The sequence below is a fragment of the Nocardia sp. NPDC050710 genome (assembly GCF_040654375.1).
GTDB lineage: Bacteria > Actinomycetota > Actinomycetes > Mycobacteriales > Mycobacteriaceae > Nocardia.
The window spans coordinates 22,111-40,056 of sequence record NZ_JBFAHV010000003.1 but is presented as its reverse complement, the minus strand read 5'-3'; the positions used below and the strand labels follow the sequence as shown (position 1 = coordinate 40,056).

Annotated in this window: 20 protein-coding genes and 1 pseudogene; 13 read left to right on the top strand and 8 right to left on the bottom strand. The window is 65.2% G+C overall.

Annotation, left to right across the window (positions count from 1 at the left end):
- Positions 1-158: 158 nt before the first annotated feature.
- Positions 159-677, top strand: a complete 519-nt coding sequence (locus AB0H61_RS08100) for an Lrp/AsnC family transcriptional regulator (RefSeq protein WP_357300657.1) — start codon at positions 159-161, stop codon at positions 675-677.
- Between the two features lie 13 nt (positions 678-690).
- On the opposite strand, the gene AB0H61_RS08095 is transcribed toward AB0H61_RS08100, so the two are convergent.
- Positions 691-1,881 (bottom strand): helix-turn-helix domain-containing protein, encoded by a 1,191-nt coding sequence (locus AB0H61_RS08095; RefSeq protein WP_357300655.1) that lies wholly within the window; start codon positions 1,879-1,881, stop codon positions 691-693.
- 242 nt (positions 1,882-2,123) lie between these two features.
- Here AB0H61_RS08095 and AB0H61_RS08090 point away from each other — a divergent pair, with 242 nt between their 5' ends.
- From AB0H61_RS08090 to AB0H61_RS08080, 3 genes are all read left to right on the top strand, one after another.
- Positions 2,124-3,428 (top strand): serine hydrolase, encoded by a 1,305-nt coding sequence (locus AB0H61_RS08090; RefSeq protein ID WP_357300653.1) that lies wholly within the window; start codon positions 2,124-2,126, stop codon positions 3,426-3,428.
- A 59-nt stretch (positions 3,429-3,487) separates the two neighbouring features.
- Complete coding sequence (locus tag AB0H61_RS08085; RefSeq protein WP_357300652.1) at positions 3,488-4,045, top strand: TetR/AcrR family transcriptional regulator; 558 nt, start codon at positions 3,488-3,490, stop codon at positions 4,043-4,045.
- Positions 4,046-4,119: 74 nt separating this feature from the next.
- Positions 4,120-5,805 (top strand): alpha/beta fold hydrolase, encoded by a 1,686-nt coding sequence (locus AB0H61_RS08080; RefSeq protein ID WP_357300650.1) that lies wholly within the window; start codon positions 4,120-4,122, stop codon positions 5,803-5,805.
- A gap of 257 nt (positions 5,806-6,062) precedes the next feature.
- Here AB0H61_RS08080 and AB0H61_RS08075 read toward each other — a convergent pair whose 3' ends face one another.
- Entirely contained in the window at positions 6,063-6,650 is a 588-nt protein-coding gene (locus tag AB0H61_RS08075; protein WP_357300648.1) for a trehalose corynomycolyl transferase, read from the bottom strand.
- A 250-nt stretch (positions 6,651-6,900) separates the two neighbouring features.
- Between AB0H61_RS08075 and AB0H61_RS08070 the strand changes: the two genes are divergently transcribed.
- The 5 genes from AB0H61_RS08070 (at position 6,901) to AB0H61_RS08050 (ending at position 9,076) form a co-directional block, all read left to right on the top strand.
- Positions 6,901-7,257: a lipopolysaccharide assembly protein LapA domain-containing protein gene (locus AB0H61_RS08070; protein WP_357300647.1), complete on the top strand. Its 357-nt coding sequence runs from the start codon at positions 6,901-6,903 to the stop codon at positions 7,255-7,257.
- Positions 7,254-7,784 carry a hypothetical protein gene (locus tag AB0H61_RS08065; protein WP_357300645.1) on the top strand — a complete coding sequence of 177 codons (531 nt, stop codon included), beginning with the start codon at positions 7,254-7,256 and terminating at the stop codon, positions 7,782-7,784. The genes AB0H61_RS08070 and AB0H61_RS08065 overlap by 4 nt, the downstream gene beginning before the upstream one ends.
- 416 nt (positions 7,785-8,200) lie before the next feature.
- Positions 8,201-8,377 (top strand): hypothetical protein, encoded by a 177-nt coding sequence (locus tag AB0H61_RS08060; RefSeq protein WP_357300643.1) that lies wholly within the window; start codon positions 8,201-8,203, stop codon positions 8,375-8,377.
- A 25-nt stretch (positions 8,378-8,402) separates the two neighbouring features.
- Positions 8,403-8,585: a hypothetical protein gene (locus AB0H61_RS08055; protein WP_357300641.1), complete on the top strand. Its 183-nt coding sequence runs from the start codon at positions 8,403-8,405 to the stop codon at positions 8,583-8,585.
- 203 nt (positions 8,586-8,788) lie between these two features.
- Positions 8,789-9,076 carry an NfeD family protein gene (locus AB0H61_RS08050; RefSeq protein WP_357300639.1) on the top strand — a complete coding sequence of 96 codons (288 nt, stop codon included), beginning with the start codon at positions 8,789-8,791 and terminating at the stop codon, positions 9,074-9,076.
- On the opposite strand, the gene AB0H61_RS08045 is transcribed toward AB0H61_RS08050, so the two are convergent.
- A complete protein-coding gene (locus AB0H61_RS08045; protein ID WP_357300638.1) occupies positions 9,035-9,229 on the bottom strand; it encodes a hypothetical protein in 195 nt (64 codons plus the stop codon). The genes AB0H61_RS08050 and AB0H61_RS08045 overlap by 42 nt on opposite strands.
- A 19-nt stretch (positions 9,230-9,248) precedes the next feature.
- Here AB0H61_RS08045 and AB0H61_RS08040 point away from each other — a divergent pair, with 19 nt between their 5' ends.
- Together AB0H61_RS08040 and AB0H61_RS08035 are read left to right on the top strand one after the other, a co-directional pair.
- The gene (locus AB0H61_RS08040) at positions 9,249-9,764 is read left to right on the top strand and encodes a slipin family protein (protein WP_357300636.1); all 516 of its coding nucleotides are present in this window, start codon (positions 9,249-9,251) and stop codon (positions 9,762-9,764) included.
- Positions 9,765-9,838: 74 nt separating this feature from the next.
- Entirely contained in the window at positions 9,839-10,084 is a 246-nt protein-coding gene (locus AB0H61_RS08035) for a hypothetical protein (protein ID WP_357300635.1), read from the top strand.
- Positions 10,085-10,243: 159 nt separating this feature from the next.
- Here AB0H61_RS08035 and AB0H61_RS08030 read toward each other — a convergent pair whose 3' ends face one another.
- The 3 genes from AB0H61_RS08030 to AB0H61_RS08020 all read right to left on the bottom strand — a co-directional run bounded on the left by AB0H61_RS08030 (position 10,244) and on the right by AB0H61_RS08020 (position 12,573).
- Positions 10,244-10,882 (bottom strand): hypothetical protein, encoded by a 639-nt coding sequence (locus AB0H61_RS08030; RefSeq protein WP_357300633.1) that lies wholly within the window; start codon positions 10,880-10,882, stop codon positions 10,244-10,246.
- A 187-nt stretch (positions 10,883-11,069) separates the two neighbouring features.
- On the bottom strand, positions 11,070-11,624 hold the full coding sequence (locus AB0H61_RS08025) for a TerD family protein (protein ID WP_357300632.1): 555 nt from the start codon (positions 11,622-11,624) through the stop codon (positions 11,070-11,072).
- 574 nt (positions 11,625-12,198) lie between these two features.
- Positions 12,199-12,573, bottom strand: a complete 375-nt coding sequence (locus AB0H61_RS08020; RefSeq protein ID WP_357300631.1) for a MerR family transcriptional regulator — start codon at positions 12,571-12,573, stop codon at positions 12,199-12,201.
- A gap of 72 nt (positions 12,574-12,645) precedes the next feature.
- Between AB0H61_RS08020 and AB0H61_RS08015 the strand changes: the two genes are divergently transcribed.
- Positions 12,646-13,146 carry an SRPBCC family protein gene (locus AB0H61_RS08015; RefSeq protein WP_357300630.1) on the top strand — a complete coding sequence of 167 codons (501 nt, stop codon included), beginning with the start codon at positions 12,646-12,648 and terminating at the stop codon, positions 13,144-13,146.
- 208 nt (positions 13,147-13,354) lie between these two features.
- Here the strand turns inward: AB0H61_RS08015 and AB0H61_RS08010 are convergent, their stop codons facing one another.
- Together AB0H61_RS08010 and AB0H61_RS08005 are read right to left on the bottom strand one after the other, a co-directional pair.
- Entirely contained in the window at positions 13,355-14,737 is a 1,383-nt protein-coding gene (locus AB0H61_RS08010; protein ID WP_357300628.1) for a HAMP domain-containing sensor histidine kinase, read from the bottom strand.
- Positions 14,724-15,430, bottom strand: a pseudogene (locus tag AB0H61_RS08005) (response regulator transcription factor). Before AB0H61_RS08005 ends, AB0H61_RS08010 begins: the two are co-directional and overlap by 14 nt.
- A gap of 804 nt (positions 15,431-16,234) precedes the next feature.
- On the opposite strand from AB0H61_RS08005, the gene AB0H61_RS08000 reads away from it, so the two are divergent.
- On the top strand, positions 16,235-17,521 hold the full coding sequence (locus AB0H61_RS08000) for a hypothetical protein (RefSeq protein WP_357300626.1): 1,287 nt from the start codon (positions 16,235-16,237) through the stop codon (positions 17,519-17,521).
- The last annotated feature ends 425 nt before the right edge of the window (positions 17,522-17,946 follow it).

Genomic DNA, 17,946 nt, shown 5'->3' with positions numbered 1-17,946 from the left:
TCAGCCGGGAGTAGGGCAGATCGCCCTCCGAAGACCATCCTGTTTGTGCAGAACTGCGATCAAGTGCAGCAATTGATACTCTTTTGCGCAATGCTCTGGGACGAAAATGATCAGATTGCACGCGGCGGCCATATCCCAGCGAGAGGGAAGTTGTCACAATGCCAAGCACACGCGCCATCGACCAGATCGACGCCCGGATCCTGCTCGCGCTCATCGGCGCTCCGCGAGCGACCGTACTGGCCCTCGCGGAGGAGACCGGGCTGTCGCGCAACACCGTGCAGGCACGGCTGAGCAAGCTCGAGACCGCGGACATGCTGCACTCGTTCGAGCGCCGCATCAACCCCGCCGCCCTCGGGTACCCGCTGCAGGCGTTCATCCTGACCAACGTCACCCAGCGCAAGCTCGGCTCCGTCGCCGCAGCGCTCGGTGAGATTCCGGAGATCCTGGAGGTCCACGGGCTCAGCGGAGTCGCGGACCTGCTCATCCATGTGGCGGCCCGGGACGCGGATGACCTCTATCGGGTGGCCGGTCAGATTCTCGATATCAAGGGAGTCAAGCGCACCAGCACCGCGCTGGTCATGCGCGAACTCCTCGCCCACCGCATCCAGCCGCTGGTCGCTGCACAGGCCGGCCGCCGACCTGACGCTGCGGGGAGTTATCCGGGGAAGGGTGAGTAGCCATTCACGCGGGTCAGCGGCGGGTGCTGGTCGGGACCGGCAGCGCCTGCAATGCGGCGCCGAGCTCGAGGACGGTCATTGGATCGCTGAGGGTGCGCCCGGTCACCTTCTCGATACGACGCAGCCGATAGCGCACCGAGTTCGGGTGCAGGAACATGCTTCGGGCGGTCTCGGTCGCAGAGCCGTTCGCGGCGAACCATGTGCGCAGCGTCTCCAGCAGGCGCACTCGCTCGTCGTACGGCAGTGCCAGCAGTGGCCCCAGCGAAACCTGTACCATCCGTTCGGCTTCCACCGGCGCCGCCGCGATCAGCATCGCGAGGGGGTGGTCATCGAACCGGGCCACGCCGCGCGGGCGACCCTGCAGACCGGCCAGTGCCAGCCGTGCGAAATGCAATGCCCGCGGGGTTTCCGGTAGCGCGTCGTAGGGTGGGCTGATTCCCACCCGCGTGTGGTGCTTGCGTAATGCGGTGAGCGCAGCGGCTTCTCGGGCGGCGGGCAGTGCGAGAACTCCGATCTGCTGGTCCGGCAGCAGACGCCACACCGAAGTGATCCCTTCGGCACGGAGCGCCATCTCGATCCCCGGTAGCGCTTCCCGGCCGATGCTGCGCACATCCGCCGCGACGACGTTATACCGGCCCGTGGGCGGCAGGCCAAGAATCCGCGTCGCCTCACCCAGAGTGGCCGGATCGGCGATCATCCCGGTGAACAAGGCCTCCACCAGCACCGACCGGTCGTGCTCGCGTTGCGTCGCCAGTTCCGAGGTCATATCGCGGTAGGCGGCCGCGACGACAATGGCGTAGTCACCCAGCAACACCCATACCTCGGCGGTGAGCGCGACGAGCATGGCATCGCTGATCTCGGGGTGATTTCGCGACTCGGCGACCAGCTCGCCCCAGATGATCTCGAATCCGATCCGGAAAGCATGCAAGGTGTCCGCCAAGGGAACCCCCTGCTGCGCACGCAACCGCCCGGTCATCGTCGGCGGCTCCGGATCCGAGGGACCGGGAGTGGTGAAATACCGCAACACCACCCGCCCATTGGCCACGCAAGCCGTTTGCAGCGTCTCGAAGGGGACCTGCGCTTCATTGCGATAGGAGTCCAGTTCGTCACGGATGGCCTCGGCAACTCTCGAACCCAGGTCATCGACGCGTTCCAGCAGGCTGTTCGCAATTCGGACGACCGCTTTCGGCGGGGTAGATCGCATTTGCGCAGGTTACAGCAACGCAGTTGTCGCCGGCGACAATCCATCCACCGGTCGTGCTGTCCCCACCCCCATGGGATATGGGTCACATCAATGCGACGATTTCCGTGCTGCGAACCAGCGTCGACGGAAAGCTGATGATGCACTCCCCGATCGAAGGACCTGCTCGGGTCCGCTCTGCACTATCCGCACCGAGTCGCGGTGCGATTCGACGACTGCTCACCGAGTGATACACGAGGTATCCGATGTCCAAATCCACCGGCAACGACGCCGACTACGTTCCGAGCCGCCGGTCCGCGCTCGTGGCCGAGGGGGGGCTCCCCGCCTCCAGCACCCATGCATCGCCGAGCCGATCGAGCGAGCCGATCAGCGCGAGCCCCGCGCCTGCCGACGAGCCGATCGCCACACATGCCCTCGACACGACCCCGGAAAACCAGGCCGCGACCTACCGCCATTTCGACCGCCAGCATATCGCGAACCGTGTCATCCCCAGAGATCCGACCAGGTCCACCCCACTCCCGCGTAGCGGCAAGTCGCTGGACGGCCTGCGATACACCTACCAGGGCACTGAGCGCACCCTCGATCGCTACGTCACCGACACCCGAATCGCCGGCTTGCTGGTGCTCGAGGACAACGCGATCGTCCACGAGCACTATGCGATGGGGAACACCGAAACGTCACGGTGGACGTCCGCGTCGATAGCCAAGTCCTTCACCGGCACATTGATCGGCGCGGCGCTGGCCGACGGGGCGATCGCCAGCCTCGACGATCCGATCCCGCGATACGTTCCCGAGCTCGGAGACAGCGCCTACAAGGACAACACGATCCGGCAGCTCCTCGAGATGAGCTCGGGCGTCGAATGGACCGAGGCGGGCGCAACGGACCCCTACGGCGACAACGACATCGCGCGAATGTTCCAGGCGGTGTACGGCTACCAACCGGGCGCGGTCATGGAACTCATGCGGACCCGCCCGCGGGCAGCGGCACCCGGCAGCGTCTTCAACTACTCCACCGGCGAGAGCTACGTGCTCTCGGCTGTCGTCGCCAACGCGACTGGGAAAACGGCGAGCGATTACCTGTCGGAAAAGATCTGGCGCCCGGCGGGCATGGAAGCCGACGCCTACTGGATTCTCGACGCACCCGGAGGACGGGAAATGGGCGGAAGCTGCATCCAAGCGACGCTGCGCGACTTCGGACGTTTCGGGCAGTTCATCATGAACGCCAGCGAGGGAGTGTTGCCGACGGGATGGCGCGACGAAGCCGGCAAACCCGAATCGGCGACCACGGATTATGGACGCCTGTATCCGGAAGATCCGGATAACCCATACGGCTACGGCTACCACTGGTGGGCGATCCGATCCGGAACTGCCGGTGCTTGCGGCCCCGTCCCAACCTTCATGGCGGCCGGGCACGCCGGACAGAAGCTCTACATCAACCCCGCAGAGCGTGTCGTGGTCGTGCAGTGGGCCGCCTGGCGAGACGAGGACTCGTCAGAGAACGGATACGAGTTCCTCGCAGTGCTCGACGCTGTCGTCAACGCCCTGCGCTGAGACGCGGCTCCGGCGCGGCCGGGGTTGACGGAATATGCAGACCGGTCTACTATCGGGCCATGGGAGCGAAGGGCGCCGAGACGCGGGACCGGCTGTTGGATGCGACGCGGGAATTGGTCGAGACCGGAGGGTATTTCGGCGCTGGACTCAATCAGGTGATCGCGCTCAGCGGTGCGCCTCGCGGGTCGCTCTACTTCCACTTCCCGGGAGGCAAGGACCAGTTGGTCGGCGAGTCGGTGCAACGGGCGGGGCAGGCGATCGGGGATACCTTGGTGAGCCTCGCCGAGTCCAGCCCGTCGGTGACGGAGTTCGTCGAGGCGGTGTTGCGGCAGCTGGGCGACCGGCTCGAGGAATCGAGTTGGCGCAAGGGATGCCCGGTGGCCACCGTGGCGCTCGAAACGACCGCCACGAATGATCCCCTCCAAAAGGCGTGCTCGCAGGTCTACACGTCATGGGAAGCCGCCCTGCTGGCGCGGCTGGCCGGTCATCCGGACGCCGAGGATCTCGCGGTCACCATCCTCGCCTTGATCGAGGGCGCGCTCCTGCTGGCCAGAGTGCACCGCAGCCGCGAACCGCTGAACCGCGTTTCCCGCCAGATCGGCGCTCTACTGCGCTGACCCGCACCCGACGCTAACCGGCGCATGCCTTCTATTGCCAAAAAATATGTAGACCGATCCATTAAGGAGAACTCATGGACGCGATCGTCTTCGGAGCGACCGGCTTCATCGGCCGTGCCCTGGTCGCCGAACTGCTCGGCAGGGGACAACGGGTGGCGGCGGCCGTACGCAACGACAGCCTCACCTCCTGGCTGCATTCCCGGGGCGTCGACACCAGCGGGCTGACGATCGTCACCGCCGACATCACGAAGCCGCTCACGGGGCTGCCCGACGTCCGCGACGTCTACAACACCGCCGCACGGTATGCGTTCGGGCTCGATGTGCAGCAGGCGCGGGCGACCAACGTGACCGGGGCGCTCAACGTGCTCGAATGGGCGGCCGAGCGGCCCGGGCTGCGTCGGCTCGTACACATCACCGGGTACCGGGTGAGCGCAAGCAACGGCCAGCCCGACTACAGCAGGCTGGGAGCGTACGAGGCATCGAAACTCGAGGGTGATCTCGCGGTGCGCACTCGCGCGAGTGAGCTGAGCGTTCCGCTGAGCATCGCCAATCCCAGCACGGTGATCGGGCCGGGTCAGTACCTCGGCCTGGCCACCATGGTCGAGGACCTGTGGCGAGGACGACTTCCTGCGGTACCCGGCGGCGCCGACGTCTTCGTGCCGGTCGTCACGCTCGACTACTTCGCGCGGTTCCTTGCCGAGATCCCCGAATCCCCTGCGGGTGAACACTATTGGGTGCTCGACGACACCACCCCAGCGCTACCCGAATTGCTTCGTACGCTCGCCGACCACCTGGGCGTGCGGGCACCCCGGCGGACCATCCCCGTCGGCCTGCTGCGGCACCTGCCGCGCAAGCTCACCGGCGCCGACCCCGAGACACTGTCCTTCTTGTCGACGGATCGCTACCCGACGGCCTCCGCCCGAGCCCTCGCCGCGACGGCCGGCCTCGAGATGCCCCCGGTCGCCGACGCCCTGGGTACCTGGATCGATGACCTGGTATCTACTCGCTTCGGAACCGGGTCACCCTGGCTGAGCCCGAACGGCTTCCACACTGTGGCCGGCAGCCGCACCTGGGTGATCGGAGAGCGGCACAGCCCCGCCCACGTACTGTTGCACGGACTGCCGATGAACGCCGACCTGTGGGCACCGCTGGCCGACCACCTCCCCGGCCCGATCCTGGCAGCCGACCTGCCCGGCCTGGGACGCTCTTCAACCGCTGCCCAGCCGATGGACGCGTGGCTGGCCGACCTGCTGAGCCCGATGCGGACTCGGCCTGTGCTCGTGGCGCACTCCCTGGCCTGCGTACCTGCCCTGCGCTATGCCATCCGCTATCCCGACCGCATCAGCAAGCTCGTCCTGATCTCCCCGGCGTTTCTGCAGGCCCCCAGCCCGAGACTGACGCGCTCGCGCCTGTTCGTGCCCGTTGTGCGCCGGATGTCCGACGCTCGTCTGGCCGAGAGGCTTGCTCTTCCAGAGGGGCCGGAGGTGGCCAGTGCCGCAGCCGATCTGCGCCGTCCGGGAGTAGCGCGCCGGGTGATCACGGAGCTGCGTACAGCATTCGCCGAGCGCGAGCGGTCACGGGAGCTACTGGACCAGGTGAGCATTCCGGTCGAGATCATCGTGGGATCGGCCGACCCGCTGGTCGTGGAGGTCGACCGCCCAGTGACCGAGATCGCGGGAGCCGGGCACTATCCGCAGCTCACCCACGCCGCCCAGCTCGCCCGGCAGCTGACCGACGTCTTCGGCTCCATCCGCGGATAACTCTGCGATACCGGCAGTTCCGTGGTGTGTGCGCCCGATCGCGGCACGGCGGCGGCACCGCAAAGAATCGCAGGTCAGGCACGATGACCGTGCCTGACCTGCTGGTTATGCTCCCCCATCTGGACTCGAACCAGAAACCTGCCGTCAGCAGTTCGAGGTGTCTCCATGATCACCGCTGGCTCCGCCTTTGGTTGGCAGGTGGCTTCGATTGAGATGGGTCGTACCGCACTCCCGCACCTGCTTGTCGAGTCTGCGGCTCATCCGGTGGTGATTTGGCCCGTGTCCTTGTTCCATTCGATCCAGCCACGTTCGAAATCCACTCGACGGCCACTCAAGGTGTCGTATTCGTCCGAGATGGGGAATCCGAGCCGGCCGTTCTCGTGGCCTTGCCGGGCCCACTCGGTGAAAATCGCCCCGTAGACGGCGTGGGTTCCCGCCGGGGAATGATAGATATTGCCGGTCTGGAACCGGTTGAACTTGCCGACGCCGTTCGGCGTTGCCAACTCTCCACTGACGGGCCAGCGCAACGGTGAAACGGGGCCGTTCATGCTTGCGTACTTGTCCCCGATCAGCCCGTACACTTCCCAGGCCCCAGTCTTGTCGGTCCAGTAGATGGCGCCGTTCTGGAAGTCTTGAACGCGGCCACCGTCGCGATCGTATTCTTCGCTGCGGCAGTCGCCGAGGGGGCCAGTGGGACCCGAGAGCTCGGCATAGCGCGTACCGATCGCGGCGGTAGGCCAACAGCACACTTCCTCTTTCGAACCGCAGGCTGCCAGTCCGAGCGCAAGCACAGTCAGGGCTGCTGCCAGCGCCACGCCGCTGGAGACTGCTCGAATCGCGTTCATGAGGCGACCTCTTTCCGAGAGTCGTCCCCTTGGTCAGAATGACACGGCACGCCGACAGATAAACCTTTCACACATCCTGCGGAAACATGAGCCAGCCGCCCTGACAGGCGGACCGGCCACGACGGTTTGCCAAGCAGTAGCTTGGTAAACTGTGTGATATGGAGCCGTCCTACGCGATACCCGCGGTAGGAGGCCTGAGAGCTTGGCTTCCCTCTTGCGCCGGTAGGCTCTCGATATCGAGGAGTGCGCGATGAGCGCCAAATATCAGCCGGTGACGGCATCGAATGCCGCAGGAGGACACTTCCTGCGCCGCGAACACCGCGACCCGGAAACGCAGCCCCGTCCCCGGGGTAGCCGCGCGCGGGCTTGGACCGCTCGCGCATGGATCGAGATCGCCGTCGGCGCGATCATCGCGATTATGCTGCTGATCTTCATCCTGCAGAACACCGCCAAGACCAAGATCTCGTTCCTGGCGTGGAGCTTCACCATGCCGCTGGGCGTGGCTCTGCTATTCGCCACCATAGGCGGGGTGCTGGTGATGGCATTGGCCGGAGGCGCCCGCATCTGGCAACTACGCCACCAACGCGCCGAGACCACGAACCGATGACCACCGCCCCGAATCCCGCCCACAGCTCGTCAGTCGGCCACCGCGGCCTGGTCGAACGTCTGCTGCTGGGCTCCCACGAGACCGAGGACCAGCGGATCCGATGGCAGCAGCGGTTGCCGGGGCCACAACTGCCCGGCCTGGTCTCCACCATCACACTGCTGTTCGGCACCTGGCTGGCGCTCGCCCCGCTGCGGTGGCCACATCCCAGCGACGCCGGATGGTTCGCGGCAGGCTGGAACGAGGTCCTCACCGGTTCCGCCATCGCCGTGCTCGGCTTGCTCCGGCTCAGCCGCCCCCTCCGCGTGGTCACCGCGACGACGCTCGGCGTCGCCCTCGGCGGTTGGCTTCTGGTGAGCCCGCTGCTGTTCGACTACGGCACCACCGAAGAAGCGATCCCCGCCATCGTCAACAGTCTGCTCGTGGGCGTCATCCTGATCGGCGTCACCCTTCTTGGACACGTCGACGCCCGCCGAGCCCGAGCTGCAGACGAACCAGATAGTCGCGCAGGTCACCCGCATAGTGTCTGACCCCGCTGGGCACGCCCGCCCAGCGGGGTCAGACACGGACGAGGTCAGGCGTGCACGGCCAAGTCGCCCACCCACCAATCTGACGTCGCGCGATCAGCGCACACGCGAAGCGTTCGGAAGGCCGAAGTCTGATCGTTGCGGCTCGCCGGCGGCTGTGTAACGCCCCAGCGATTTCGCGGCCGTTGTAGCGCAGCATCTGTGCCTCGGTCGGTTCGATGACTGAGCGAGATTCTCGCCTCCGCGCGATCGCGCTGTCGTTGGGCGTGTGCGCACGCCTGCTGAGAGCGTGATGGTCGCTCGAATGGACGGGCCGATCACCGCCGTGGTGGCCAACCACCTCGCCGAGAGGGTTCGACAAGCGGGGGCGGACGACTACGCGGCGTTTCTCGTCGAACCAGATACGCCGGGTGGTCTCGATGTCTCGATGTCTCGATATCGTGCAGAGTTTCCTTGCCGCCGACGCTCCGACGATCGTCTATGTGACGCTTCCCGGGGCGCATGCCGCCTCGACAGGAGCGCTGATCACCCTCAGCGCGCACGTCGCAGCGATGCCGCCGGGCGCGACGATCGGCGCCGCCTCCAGTCCGTCTTGATGGCGGTGGTGATGGCGAACGGAAGGTGATCGAGGATGTGGCGGCCTTCGCGGTGTTGGTAGCGCAGCAGCGGGGGCGGAACGTGGAATTCGCCGAGGACATCGTCCGCGAGGGACGAGCGGTGACCGCGCCCGAGGCGGTGGAACTGTCGGCGGTGGATCTGCTGGCCGCTTATTTGAGCAGAGCTGTTGCGCGCTGTAGACGGTGACACCGTCCTGGCGAGCGGCACGGAAACCGTCTTGTGGACCCCGAATGCGTCGGCGATGGACCACGAGATGGGAATGCTCACCAAGCTGCGGCAATTGCTGGCGAACTTTTCACTTCGGGGATCGGCGCGTTCGCCGGTGGCGGGGCGATTGCTGTGGCGGCGGCCGGGCTGATGCTGTTCCAGGGGCATTCGAGCTCGAACCGATGGTGCTGTGGCCGACCGTCGATGTCGTCGGCGCGGGGACGGTGCTCGCGGGCCGGCTCGCGCTGCGTGCGCGCAGAGCCCCTCCGATCACCGGGGACACGGGAATGATCGGGCAGCACACCGTCGTCGACGAGGCCGAAGGGCCCAACAGGCGCGCCCAGGTGGAAGGGGCTTGGTGGAATCTGCGCGGCCACGACCAGCCACTGCACAGGGGGCAACGGGTGCGCGTGGTGGACGCCGACGGGCTAACCCTGATCGTCGAAGCCGTTGCCCAGGAGGAGAAATGAACGCACGCCGTAATCGGCGTGCTGATCGCCGCCCTGGCCGTGTTCGCCGTGCTGGCCGCGGCGATTCGCATCGTCGATGAGTACGAGCGCGGCGTGATCTTCCGGCTCGGCCGGGTGATCGGCGCGAAGGGCCCCGGCCTGTTCTTTCATCATCCCGGTAGTCGATCGAATGATGACGGAGTCCCTGCGCACCGTCACCATGGACATCTCGCCGCAAGACGTGATCACCAGGGACAATGTGACCGTCAACGTCAACGCGGTCACCTACTTCCCGGTAGTCGAGCCGGTGCGATCAGTGATAGCGGTGGAGGACCATGTCTCGACCACCTATCAGTTCGCCCAGACGACCTTGCGCAGCATTCTCGGTCAAACCGATCTGGATGATCTGCTGGTCAATCGCGACGAGATCGACCGGCGCTTGCAGAAGATCATCGACGACGCCACCGATCCATGGGATGTGAAGGTCGATCACGTCGAGTTCAAGGATGTGGAACTGCCCGGATCGATGTGTCGGGCGATCGCACGGCAAGCCGAATCCGAGCATGAACGCCGCGCGAAGGTCATTCATGCGAAAGGTGAGTACGAGGCCGCCGAGACACTGGGCAAGGCGGCCGACGTCATGGAAGGACGTCCGGCAGCACTACAACTGCGTGTTTGCCACCCGCGGCGACATCTCCGCCGACCGTAGTTTGACGCTGATCTTTCCGCTGCAGGTGGATGCAGTGGACACATGACGGACACACCGGGTCCGCGACCGTCCCGGTGGCAACCAACGCGATCCGCGGCCGAACCTTGACCCTGCAAATCAATGAAGAAGGCAAGATCACCGAACCCGCGCCACCGACCAGCAGCGCAGGTTGGACGGCCGTCGCGACCTCGCTCGAAGTGCTTGCCGGAGTCTGGAGCGTAGCTTTGATCCTCACGACAGCGGTCGGCGTGTTGCTGCTCGGATATCGCAGTGCACAGCTGGACCGGGAGTGGCGCGCACTGGATATCGACACAAAGTGAATCCACCTGCCGCAGCGGTCGAGAGCCGACTCGTCTCCACGGAAGACGTGTGAAGCCCCCACACTGCACGGCCTGCCCATTGCCGTGCCGCGCTGCCGGACTGAACGTGGACCCCGACGAGAGCCGATCGCGTCTGTGGGACACGCCGCGGAGAACGGGTTATTTCAGCCGCCGTGCAGGCCGGGGTCGTTCGGCCGCGGCCCCGCCGCGGGATTGGGGTTGGTCAGGTCCTGGCGCGTCGGCTACGCGGCGCTGACTGTCAGCTCCGGCGGCAGCTCTGGCATCGACCTCGCTTCGTGCGAAAGCGATATCGCGGGCGCTACGCACCGATAGTCGGCCGAGCGTGGTCGCCGCGAAGAACAGGATCAGCGCACCGAGACCATAGAAGTAGGTCAGTTGCAGCATGGCACGTTTCAGGTCGGACGTGGCGACAGGGTCGCCGACCTCCCCGATTCCCAGCGGGTCCGCCAGTAACGGCCCGATGACGAACCAGAAGCCCGCCGCCACTGCCAGCCACGCGCCCAAGCTCGCCACGACACGGTTGCGGCTTACCAACATGAGCAATCCGCCGATGATCGCGGCAACGCCAGGCAGTACTTCGAGCCACCCACGCGCCGCCGTCCACACCCACGGCTCGTCGGGAGTGAACGCGAAGTCGAAGTACGGCCCGAGGAACGGGATCAGCGCACCCCAGACGCCCAGAAGTAGCACCGCAAGCCCGCCCAGGGCTCCCCGGCTACGTGGAATTCGTAGCGGACGGCCACCACCGGCAGGAACACTGTCGTCGACCTCCCGCATGACGCCTCCATTCATCGAAGTAGATGCTCATACCGCCTACCCGTTGTCCAACGCGATACGCGCGCGAACACCGCAGGCGGGGTCACAGCCTCTGGTCCTGGCGGTCGTGCGGTTGGGAAAGATCTGTCCGACGCCTATGTGGCCGACAGCGTGCCCTCCGACCGCCACTGTTACCTCGTCGGGATCGTCAGATCTCGTATCGGTACAAGTGCGGTGCGATCGCAGATACCGCCTCGACCGGATGCCCAGCCGCCATGCCCTGCTCGATACTCCGATACCTCCACACCCGATCGCCACGGTGCAGCACACCCATCAAGAATCCGGAGACTGGTCCGGCTTCGCCCAGGTCGTAGCGGGACAGCTCCCGGTCGGTGGTGCCGTCGAGCAGTCGGCAGAACCCATTGCCGATCCGGTCGAAGCTCTGCCCGGTGTAGCAGCTCACCAGCAGCGCGATCGCGGTCACGTGAGGCGCCAGCCGGGTCAGGTCGACGGTGACGACTTCGTTGTCGCCCTTGCCCTGCCCGGTGGTGCTGTCTCCGTGATGACGCACCGCGCCGTCGCGGGAGCTCAATTGCTCGTGATAGACCACCTCGACCAAAGACCGGTCGGCGTACAGCAGCGCGGCGGCGTTGAGGTCGATGTCCTTGCTTCGGGAGCCGAAGGCCGAACGCCGGGCGGGATCCCAACCCACCGCCATCTTCAGATACTCAACTGCGCGGCCATCGCCGCTGCGTAGCTCCACGAACGCCCCTCCCCATTTTCCCGTCCGCTTCCGGCACACACGGTCGGAAGCAGGCGGGCTACAGCCTATCCGCGGCTAACTACGACCGGTTGCGGTTCCTCAGGTTTGCGGCCTGTTCGTCAAATCGGGTTGCACCGGTGCCCATCCTCGGCGCACCAGGTGAATGTATCGCGACATACTCAACGGCTACCGCGCCCGGACCTGCCGCGTGCCGCTGCGAAGGCGATGATCGAGATAGCGAGACACGCCCGGTGATCGACGACGCGATATTGCTACCACACGCTATGCGGGAAGAGGCCTCGCGCGCTACATGCCAGACGCGGCGACCACCTGGAATCCAGGCGGTGCGAATGTAGGCGATGTTAGAGGCGAGCTTCTGACCCGGTGCCGCCGCAGTGAAGTCACGACCCACGGGATCCGAGATGCGGTGGTCGACATCGGCGTCGGTGGTGACGGCATTTGCGGCGGGTACACCCATTTGTCGGAGAACTCCAACCACAGATCGACCTTCGCGCGAAAAGCGGGCGGGTGAGCAAGCGAGTATTCGCTTCAGCACAGAGTGTGGGTAAGCATCTCATTCGAGCCGTTTCCCATGGCGGATTGCGTTGTCCTCCAAGCGTTTCTGCTCCCGGGCCAGGATTCGACTGACTTCTCGCAGGCCACCGATCTGCTCTTCCACGCGGGCTCTCTTCTCCGCCAGAAGCCGGGCGCCATCCACGCAATCGATGTCACGCGTTCGCAGTCCATCCAGCACCTGACGGATTTCAGCCAGGGAGAATCCCAATGACTGCATGCGACGCACCAGCTCGACGTCGCCGACCAGGGACTCGGGATATTCTCGATAGTTGCTCCCGTTGCGATGGACGTCTCCCAGCAACCCTAGGCGCTCGTAGTAGCGCAACGCGTGTCGACCCACGCCGGTTCGTGCTTCCAACTCACTGATCTGCATGTCGATTCCGCTTGACTATAGACCTACGTCTACACCTTAGCCTGCCGCTACCAATCCTTGGAGGAGGCCGGAATGTTCTCACTTGCCAGTGCTGCCGTCATCGTGGAACTCTCACGCGATAAGACCTTCGCTTATGTGGCCGACCTGGAGAACTTCGCAGCGTGGTTCCCTGGCGTGATCAGCGTCGTGGCGCTCGACGGGGTTCCGATTGCCGAGCCCGGCAAGCGATACGTGGAAACCGTTCCGGTACCGCTGTTCGGTACCCGCCAGGTACAGATCCAGGTCGTAGAGGCCATTCCGTCACAGAGGTTGGTCACCGAAGGTCGACTGCCGCTGCTGTTGCCTCGCATGGAGATTGAGTTCCGCGACGCGGGACCGAATTGCTGCGAAGTCCACTGGCGCATGTTCAGCAGGAATGAGAGTGCATTGGCACGACGTACGGTGCTGCCTGCAGTCCGGTGGGTGATGGGTAAGCGCGCGAAGGCGGGGCTGCGCAATCTGCGGCGTCGGCTGAACCAGCCTGCGGATCTCGGCGTGGGCGATTGCCACACAAACGACTATGAGCTGCATTGACTTTCAACTGGTCCGCAAGCCGGGCCACCGCAGCCCGGCGGGCGACTGTGTCCGTCACGAACCCGAACCATGCCCGGATGTGAGGCCGGGGCGCCCGGTTCGCGGAGGCATAGCCCAGCAGACAGTCGGAGAATCAAAACTGTCGGTTACGCATACCGCTGCTTTCATCCGTGTCGACCCGCGCGACAGGGCGCCGGAAGCGACGTGGTCATGACGAGGCGATCGGCAGTCGGATGACGAATCTCGCTCCGCCGCTTGGCCGGTCGGTGCAGGCAACGACGCCGCGGTGGGAGGTGACAGTCTCGGCGACCAGAGCGAGTCCGATGCCGGTTCCCGTCCCCGTGCGCCGACTGGCGTGGGCGGTGACAAATCGTTCGAAAATGCGGGTCCGGTCGGCTCGAGGGACTCCGGGACCTTCATCGTCGACAAGGATCACCGCGTGATCGCCGTCCTGGTCGATAATGACTTCGGCGACACCGCCGCCATGGCGATCCGCGTTGTCGAGCAAGTTCGAAATCGCACGTTCCAATTCCAGCTTTCGCCCTTGGATTGTCGTGTCGGCGCGGGTAGTTAGCAGTTCGGGCGCGTACCTGCGCCCGGCCAGCGTATTGGTCAGCAGGTCGCGCAGTGACAGCGGCTCTGGTTCGGATCGGTGGATGCCTGCCTCGGCGCGGGCCAGAGCCAGCAGGTCGTCGAGCAGTCGGCGAAGGTGCTCGAGCTCCTCGCTGACCAGTTCCAGCGCTCGGCGTGGACGTTCCGGCAGCTGCTCGCGATGCCGGGCCAACACTTCGACGCTGGTGGTGAGGGTGGTCAGGGGCGTCCGCAACTCGTGTCCAATATCGGCGACCAAACGCCTTTCCCGTTCGATGCGCTCCTGCAAGGAGTCGACCATCGCATTGAATGCATCGACGGTGGTGGACAGATCGCGGTCCGGGGTCCTGCGCAATCTCAGGTCGAGTTCGCCGGAGGCGATGCGCGCCGCGGTCCCCGCGACATGGTGGAGCGGCTTCAGGACACGGCGGCTGGCCCAGACACCGAGGGCGGCGCCGAGCGCAGTCGCAACCGACGCGCAGATGATCAACAGCGTACGCAGTGCTCGCAGCGTCGATTGCAGTTCGGTGAGCGGTGCGAACTCGAGGAGGACACCATCGTCGGTGTCCAGCGGCGTGGCGACACGGAGATAGGGCACGCCGCGCAGCGAAACATGTTCCGCGCCGGTGCCCGAGATCGGCTCTAGCCGACCGACGAGCTGCTCAGGCATGAATGCCGAGTCTGTGGTGTACCACTCGGACTTCCAGCGCAGTGCCAAAACCGTGTCCGGCGGCGGGGTGAGAGAAGCCAATGCGCCCGTGGCGGAGCCGTCGGGGCTGTCCAAACGGGCGCGCAGGAGCGCGGCGTGCGCGGTCGTGAGGCGCTCTACCGAGCGGATGCGCTGGGACTCCATGTAGCTGCGGCCCACGGCGAAGACCGACACCACCATGACCAACGCGACGAGGCTCGAGCTGAGGGCGAAGGCGAAGACCACGCGCCCGCGCATGCCGCGTAGTTCGGAAGTCAGCCGACCGTTGGGCCCGTTGTCACGAGGGGACATCGAGACGGTACCCGAGTCCTCGAACGGTCAACACGAGCCGGGGATCCGACGGATCTCGCTCGATCTTGGTTCGCAGGCGCCGCATGTGCACGTCGACAATCCTTTCGTCGCCGAAGAACCCGCGATCCCACACTCGTTCCAGCAGAATGGAACGGGTTAGAATGCGGCCTTCGGCTTCTGCGAGTTCGCACAGCAATCGGAACTCGGTCAGTGTCAGGCGGACCTCGTCGCCCCCGCGCCGCACGGTGCCGCGGCCCGGTGACAGTATCAGTGGTGCGTGGGGTCGGTGTCGAGGACGATGTCCGGCGGGGCTTCTCGGGCCCAGCTCATTCGAGTGCGACGCAGTAGCGCTCGCATTCTGGCGGTGATCTCCTTGACTTCGTACGGCTTGGTGACGAAGTCATCGGCGCCGGCCTCGAGCGCTGCGACCACATCATGGGTGTCGTCGCGTGCGCTCACGACGATGATCGGGACATCGTGTTCGCGCCGAATCTCGCGGATGCAGGTGAAGCCGTCCATTCCGCCCAACATGAGATCGATGACCGTGACGTCCGGTGCGCCTCGCTGCCGTAGTTGCGTCAGCGCGAGTTCGGCCTGTTCGGCCTCCGCGACCGTGTAGCCCTCGTCCTCCATCGCCATCCGCAGGGCAGCTCGGACACGATCGTTGTCCTCCACGATCAGTGAGGCTGGTATTCATCACTATTCCTTGCGCACTCGCGGTATCGGTCACCGACTGCCCAATGCAGCCACTTGCTCGCCCCGCAAGCGTCGAGAGCCAAAGTAGCAGTCGCACACCCGACCAAACGAATCATTCAGAGCCGGCCACGATAATTGCGATGCAGCCGGTCCGAGAAGGTGCGCCGGTAACCCGATGCGTTTCGGCACGCGAAGCGTGCGAGAGTTCGATGGTCGCAATATCTCTGTCAACGGATCGCAATGATCCCCACACCGTTGCCATTCATCGCCACGATTGCGGACGTTCATCATGCGGACGGAATACGCCCGAGGCTCTACGCGGTCCAGCTACGGACATTCGATGATCCGCTGGAGCAATTCGGCGGAGCCGTGCAGATTCCGTAGCAGCACTTCGAGTTTCATCAGCCAGTCCTTGTTCTGGATCTCCGAGTACCGGCAGCTTGTCGCCCGGGGAGATGCCGTGATCGCGGCGTGCCTGGGCGGGGATCGCGATGTGCCCTCGCTCGCTGACGATCACTGCCCTGTAGAACCCCCGCTATCCGGGCCGTATGAGGCTGCTTGTTCTTTGGCGTCGATCGCACGCTTCCGTGTGCACGAAATACATGTAATGCCAGACCGACGGCGTCGGCAAACGAAGCAGCAGTTTCCTTCTCGTCCCGGTCAGCCAGATCATGCAAACCAGTCGGGCCGCGGGCCAAGATAGAAAGCGACCCCACGCCGAGCCCCGCAAACGTTCGATACATTGCGTGGATGTTGTGGTTCAGTTGCCATATGCGGACAACTCGCGGCAATCATTGAGCCGTGGCGCGATCACGAGCGTCCCGGGCGACCACGAGTCGGACCGGCGAGACCATCGACGCGGCGACGGCCTTCGTCGCGGCGGCGGTCGCGGGCATCACGCTATTCCTCCCCGTTGCCGTCCGCGCCCGACCTGCCGAATCGTCATATCAACTAACAGACTCGCTCAACAACGTGCCCCGCAGCGCCGCGCAAGCGGTGATCGTCGCGGTCCTGGTGGCCGTCGCGATCACTACCATCAGCCGACCGGTGCTCGGCTGGGCAACGGCGGCGACCGGCTCGGTGGCCCAGCTGATCAACCATCTCACCGCACCTCGAGTTCCCTCCGCCGATCTGCTGACCACGCAGAACTACCTGGACGCCGTATGCGGCGCAGTGGTGCTGGGCGCCCTCGGGGCGGTGGTACTGCACCGAGCGTTACCCGCCGCAGGCTTCGCACTGGGGGGCATCAGTTTCTTCGCGTTCGGTGGACTGGCGCAGATGCTCGGTATCAACCCGAATCTGTCAGCTGTATCGGAGACCCCACCACGCTGGACGATTCTGGCGGCCGCAGCCCTGCTGCTCACCAGCACAGTTCGTAATAGGGCTCCGGTCGGGAGACCTGAGCCACTACGACTGAATGGCGACCTGCCGTTGGCGCCGATCTTCGCGGCGATCGTGCTAGCGGTGGTAGTGCTGGCGACCACCGAGTGGCTCGGCCGACTGTTCAGCAAAGCACCTGACGATAGTCACGTGGTGGCAATAGGGATCGTCGTGGCCGCGACGATCCTCAGTACGACGGCAGCGGCAATGCTGCTACCTGGGCGCGACGGCGTCGGCGTGTATTTGGCCGTCTGTCTTACAGCCGCCGCCGACGCGGTCGGCTACGCTCCACGCCCTGCCTGGGCCGTGGCGATTCTGGTCGCTCTGGCCGCAATCGGCATAGCCGCAGGCAACCGAACCCCCTCGATAAGCATCGCCATCATGCTCATCGCGGGCATCGCGATCTTTGGCATAACCGGTTCGGCAAGCGGCGGCCGCGCAGGATTCGTCGTGATCAGTGTCGTGATCGCTCTGACCGCGGGCTACTGCTGCGGTGTGGCGCGCCCCAACGAGGCGTCGAGCGGCGTGCTGGCGATTGCCGCACTCTATCTCCCCACAGTTGTTTCGGTGTCGCCCACCGCAGCGAGGAGCTGGCACGGCGAAGACCCGGCACACAACGCCACACCGGCGATCGCGGCACTCGCCCTCGCCGTCGGCTGCGCTTTCGGGATCATGGCGCTGTGCAGATTTCGGGCTCGCGGCAGCTAACCTCTGAACAAGCTATCTGACCGCCAATCGTCGGCGGATATGACAGCCAGACCAACAGACATTCGTCCCGCGATGGCGGGGCCCAGGCCAACCTCACCGAAGTCGCCATGATCTGCCGCGGCGACCATGGCAGCGGCGGCATTCCCACAAGCGCATCGCGCCCACGCAGCCCAATGTCAGGGTTGACGGATTCGACGTCGTCGTCCAACGGGACCCCGCTCAGGTCGCCGTCCAGGTCCACGCCTCGTCGAATGTCTCAGTCGTCGCCGACGCCCTGAACTACCACTACAACCCAGCTGACCGCCCAGACCAGCGGCGTCTGGATCAGCTTCACCACCAGCCCTGCGCAACATCACCCAAGGGCTGGCACCAGACATAACCCGCGACCGTCGAATACGCGATCTCACCAGCCCGAACCCCGAACC

Excerpts from the sequence above, each read along its gene's own strand:
- AB0H61_RS08065 (WP_357300645.1), top strand. The coding sequence starts at position 7,254 with ATGACCACCGCCCCGAATCCCGCCCACAGCTCGTCAGTCGGCCACCGC.
- AB0H61_RS08075 (WP_357300648.1), bottom strand. The coding sequence starts at position 6,650 with ATGAACGCGATTCGAGCAGTCTCCAGCGGCGTGGCGCTGGCAGCAGCC.
- AB0H61_RS08050 (WP_357300639.1), top strand. The coding sequence starts at position 8,789 with ATGGTGCTGTGGCCGACCGTCGATGTCGTCGGCGCGGGGACGGTGCTC.
- AB0H61_RS08080 (WP_357300650.1), top strand. The coding sequence starts at position 4,120 with ATGGACGCGATCGTCTTCGGAGCGACCGGCTTCATCGGCCGTGCCCTG.
- AB0H61_RS08060 (WP_357300643.1), top strand. The coding sequence starts at position 8,201 with ATGTCTCGATGTCTCGATATCGTGCAGAGTTTCCTTGCCGCCGACGCT.
- AB0H61_RS08070 (WP_357300647.1), top strand. The coding sequence starts at position 6,901 with ATGAGCGCCAAATATCAGCCGGTGACGGCATCGAATGCCGCAGGAGGA.
- AB0H61_RS08100 (WP_357300657.1), top strand. The coding sequence starts at position 159 with ATGCCAAGCACACGCGCCATCGACCAGATCGACGCCCGGATCCTGCTC.
- AB0H61_RS08020 (WP_357300631.1), bottom strand. The coding sequence starts at position 12,573 with ATGCAGATCAGTGAGTTGGAAGCACGAACCGGCGTGGGTCGACACGCG.
- AB0H61_RS08030 (WP_357300633.1), bottom strand. The coding sequence starts at position 10,882 with ATGCGGGAGGTCGACGACAGTGTTCCTGCCGGTGGTGGCCGTCCGCTA.
- AB0H61_RS08045 (WP_357300638.1), bottom strand. The coding sequence starts at position 9,229 with ATGATGAAAGAACAGGCCGGGGCCCTTCGCGCCGATCACCCGGCCGAG.
- AB0H61_RS08040 (WP_357300636.1), top strand. The coding sequence starts at position 9,249 with ATGACGGAGTCCCTGCGCACCGTCACCATGGACATCTCGCCGCAAGAC.
- AB0H61_RS08085 (WP_357300652.1), top strand. The coding sequence starts at position 3,488 with ATGGGAGCGAAGGGCGCCGAGACGCGGGACCGGCTGTTGGATGCGACG.
- AB0H61_RS08015 (WP_357300630.1), top strand. The coding sequence starts at position 12,646 with ATGTTCTCACTTGCCAGTGCTGCCGTCATCGTGGAACTCTCACGCGAT.
- AB0H61_RS08010 (WP_357300628.1), bottom strand. The coding sequence starts at position 14,737 with ATGTCCCCTCGTGACAACGGGCCCAACGGTCGGCTGACTTCCGAACTA.
- AB0H61_RS08095 (WP_357300655.1), bottom strand. The coding sequence starts at position 1,881 with ATGCGATCTACCCCGCCGAAAGCGGTCGTCCGAATTGCGAACAGCCTG.
- AB0H61_RS08090 (WP_357300653.1), top strand. The coding sequence starts at position 2,124 with ATGTCCAAATCCACCGGCAACGACGCCGACTACGTTCCGAGCCGCCGG.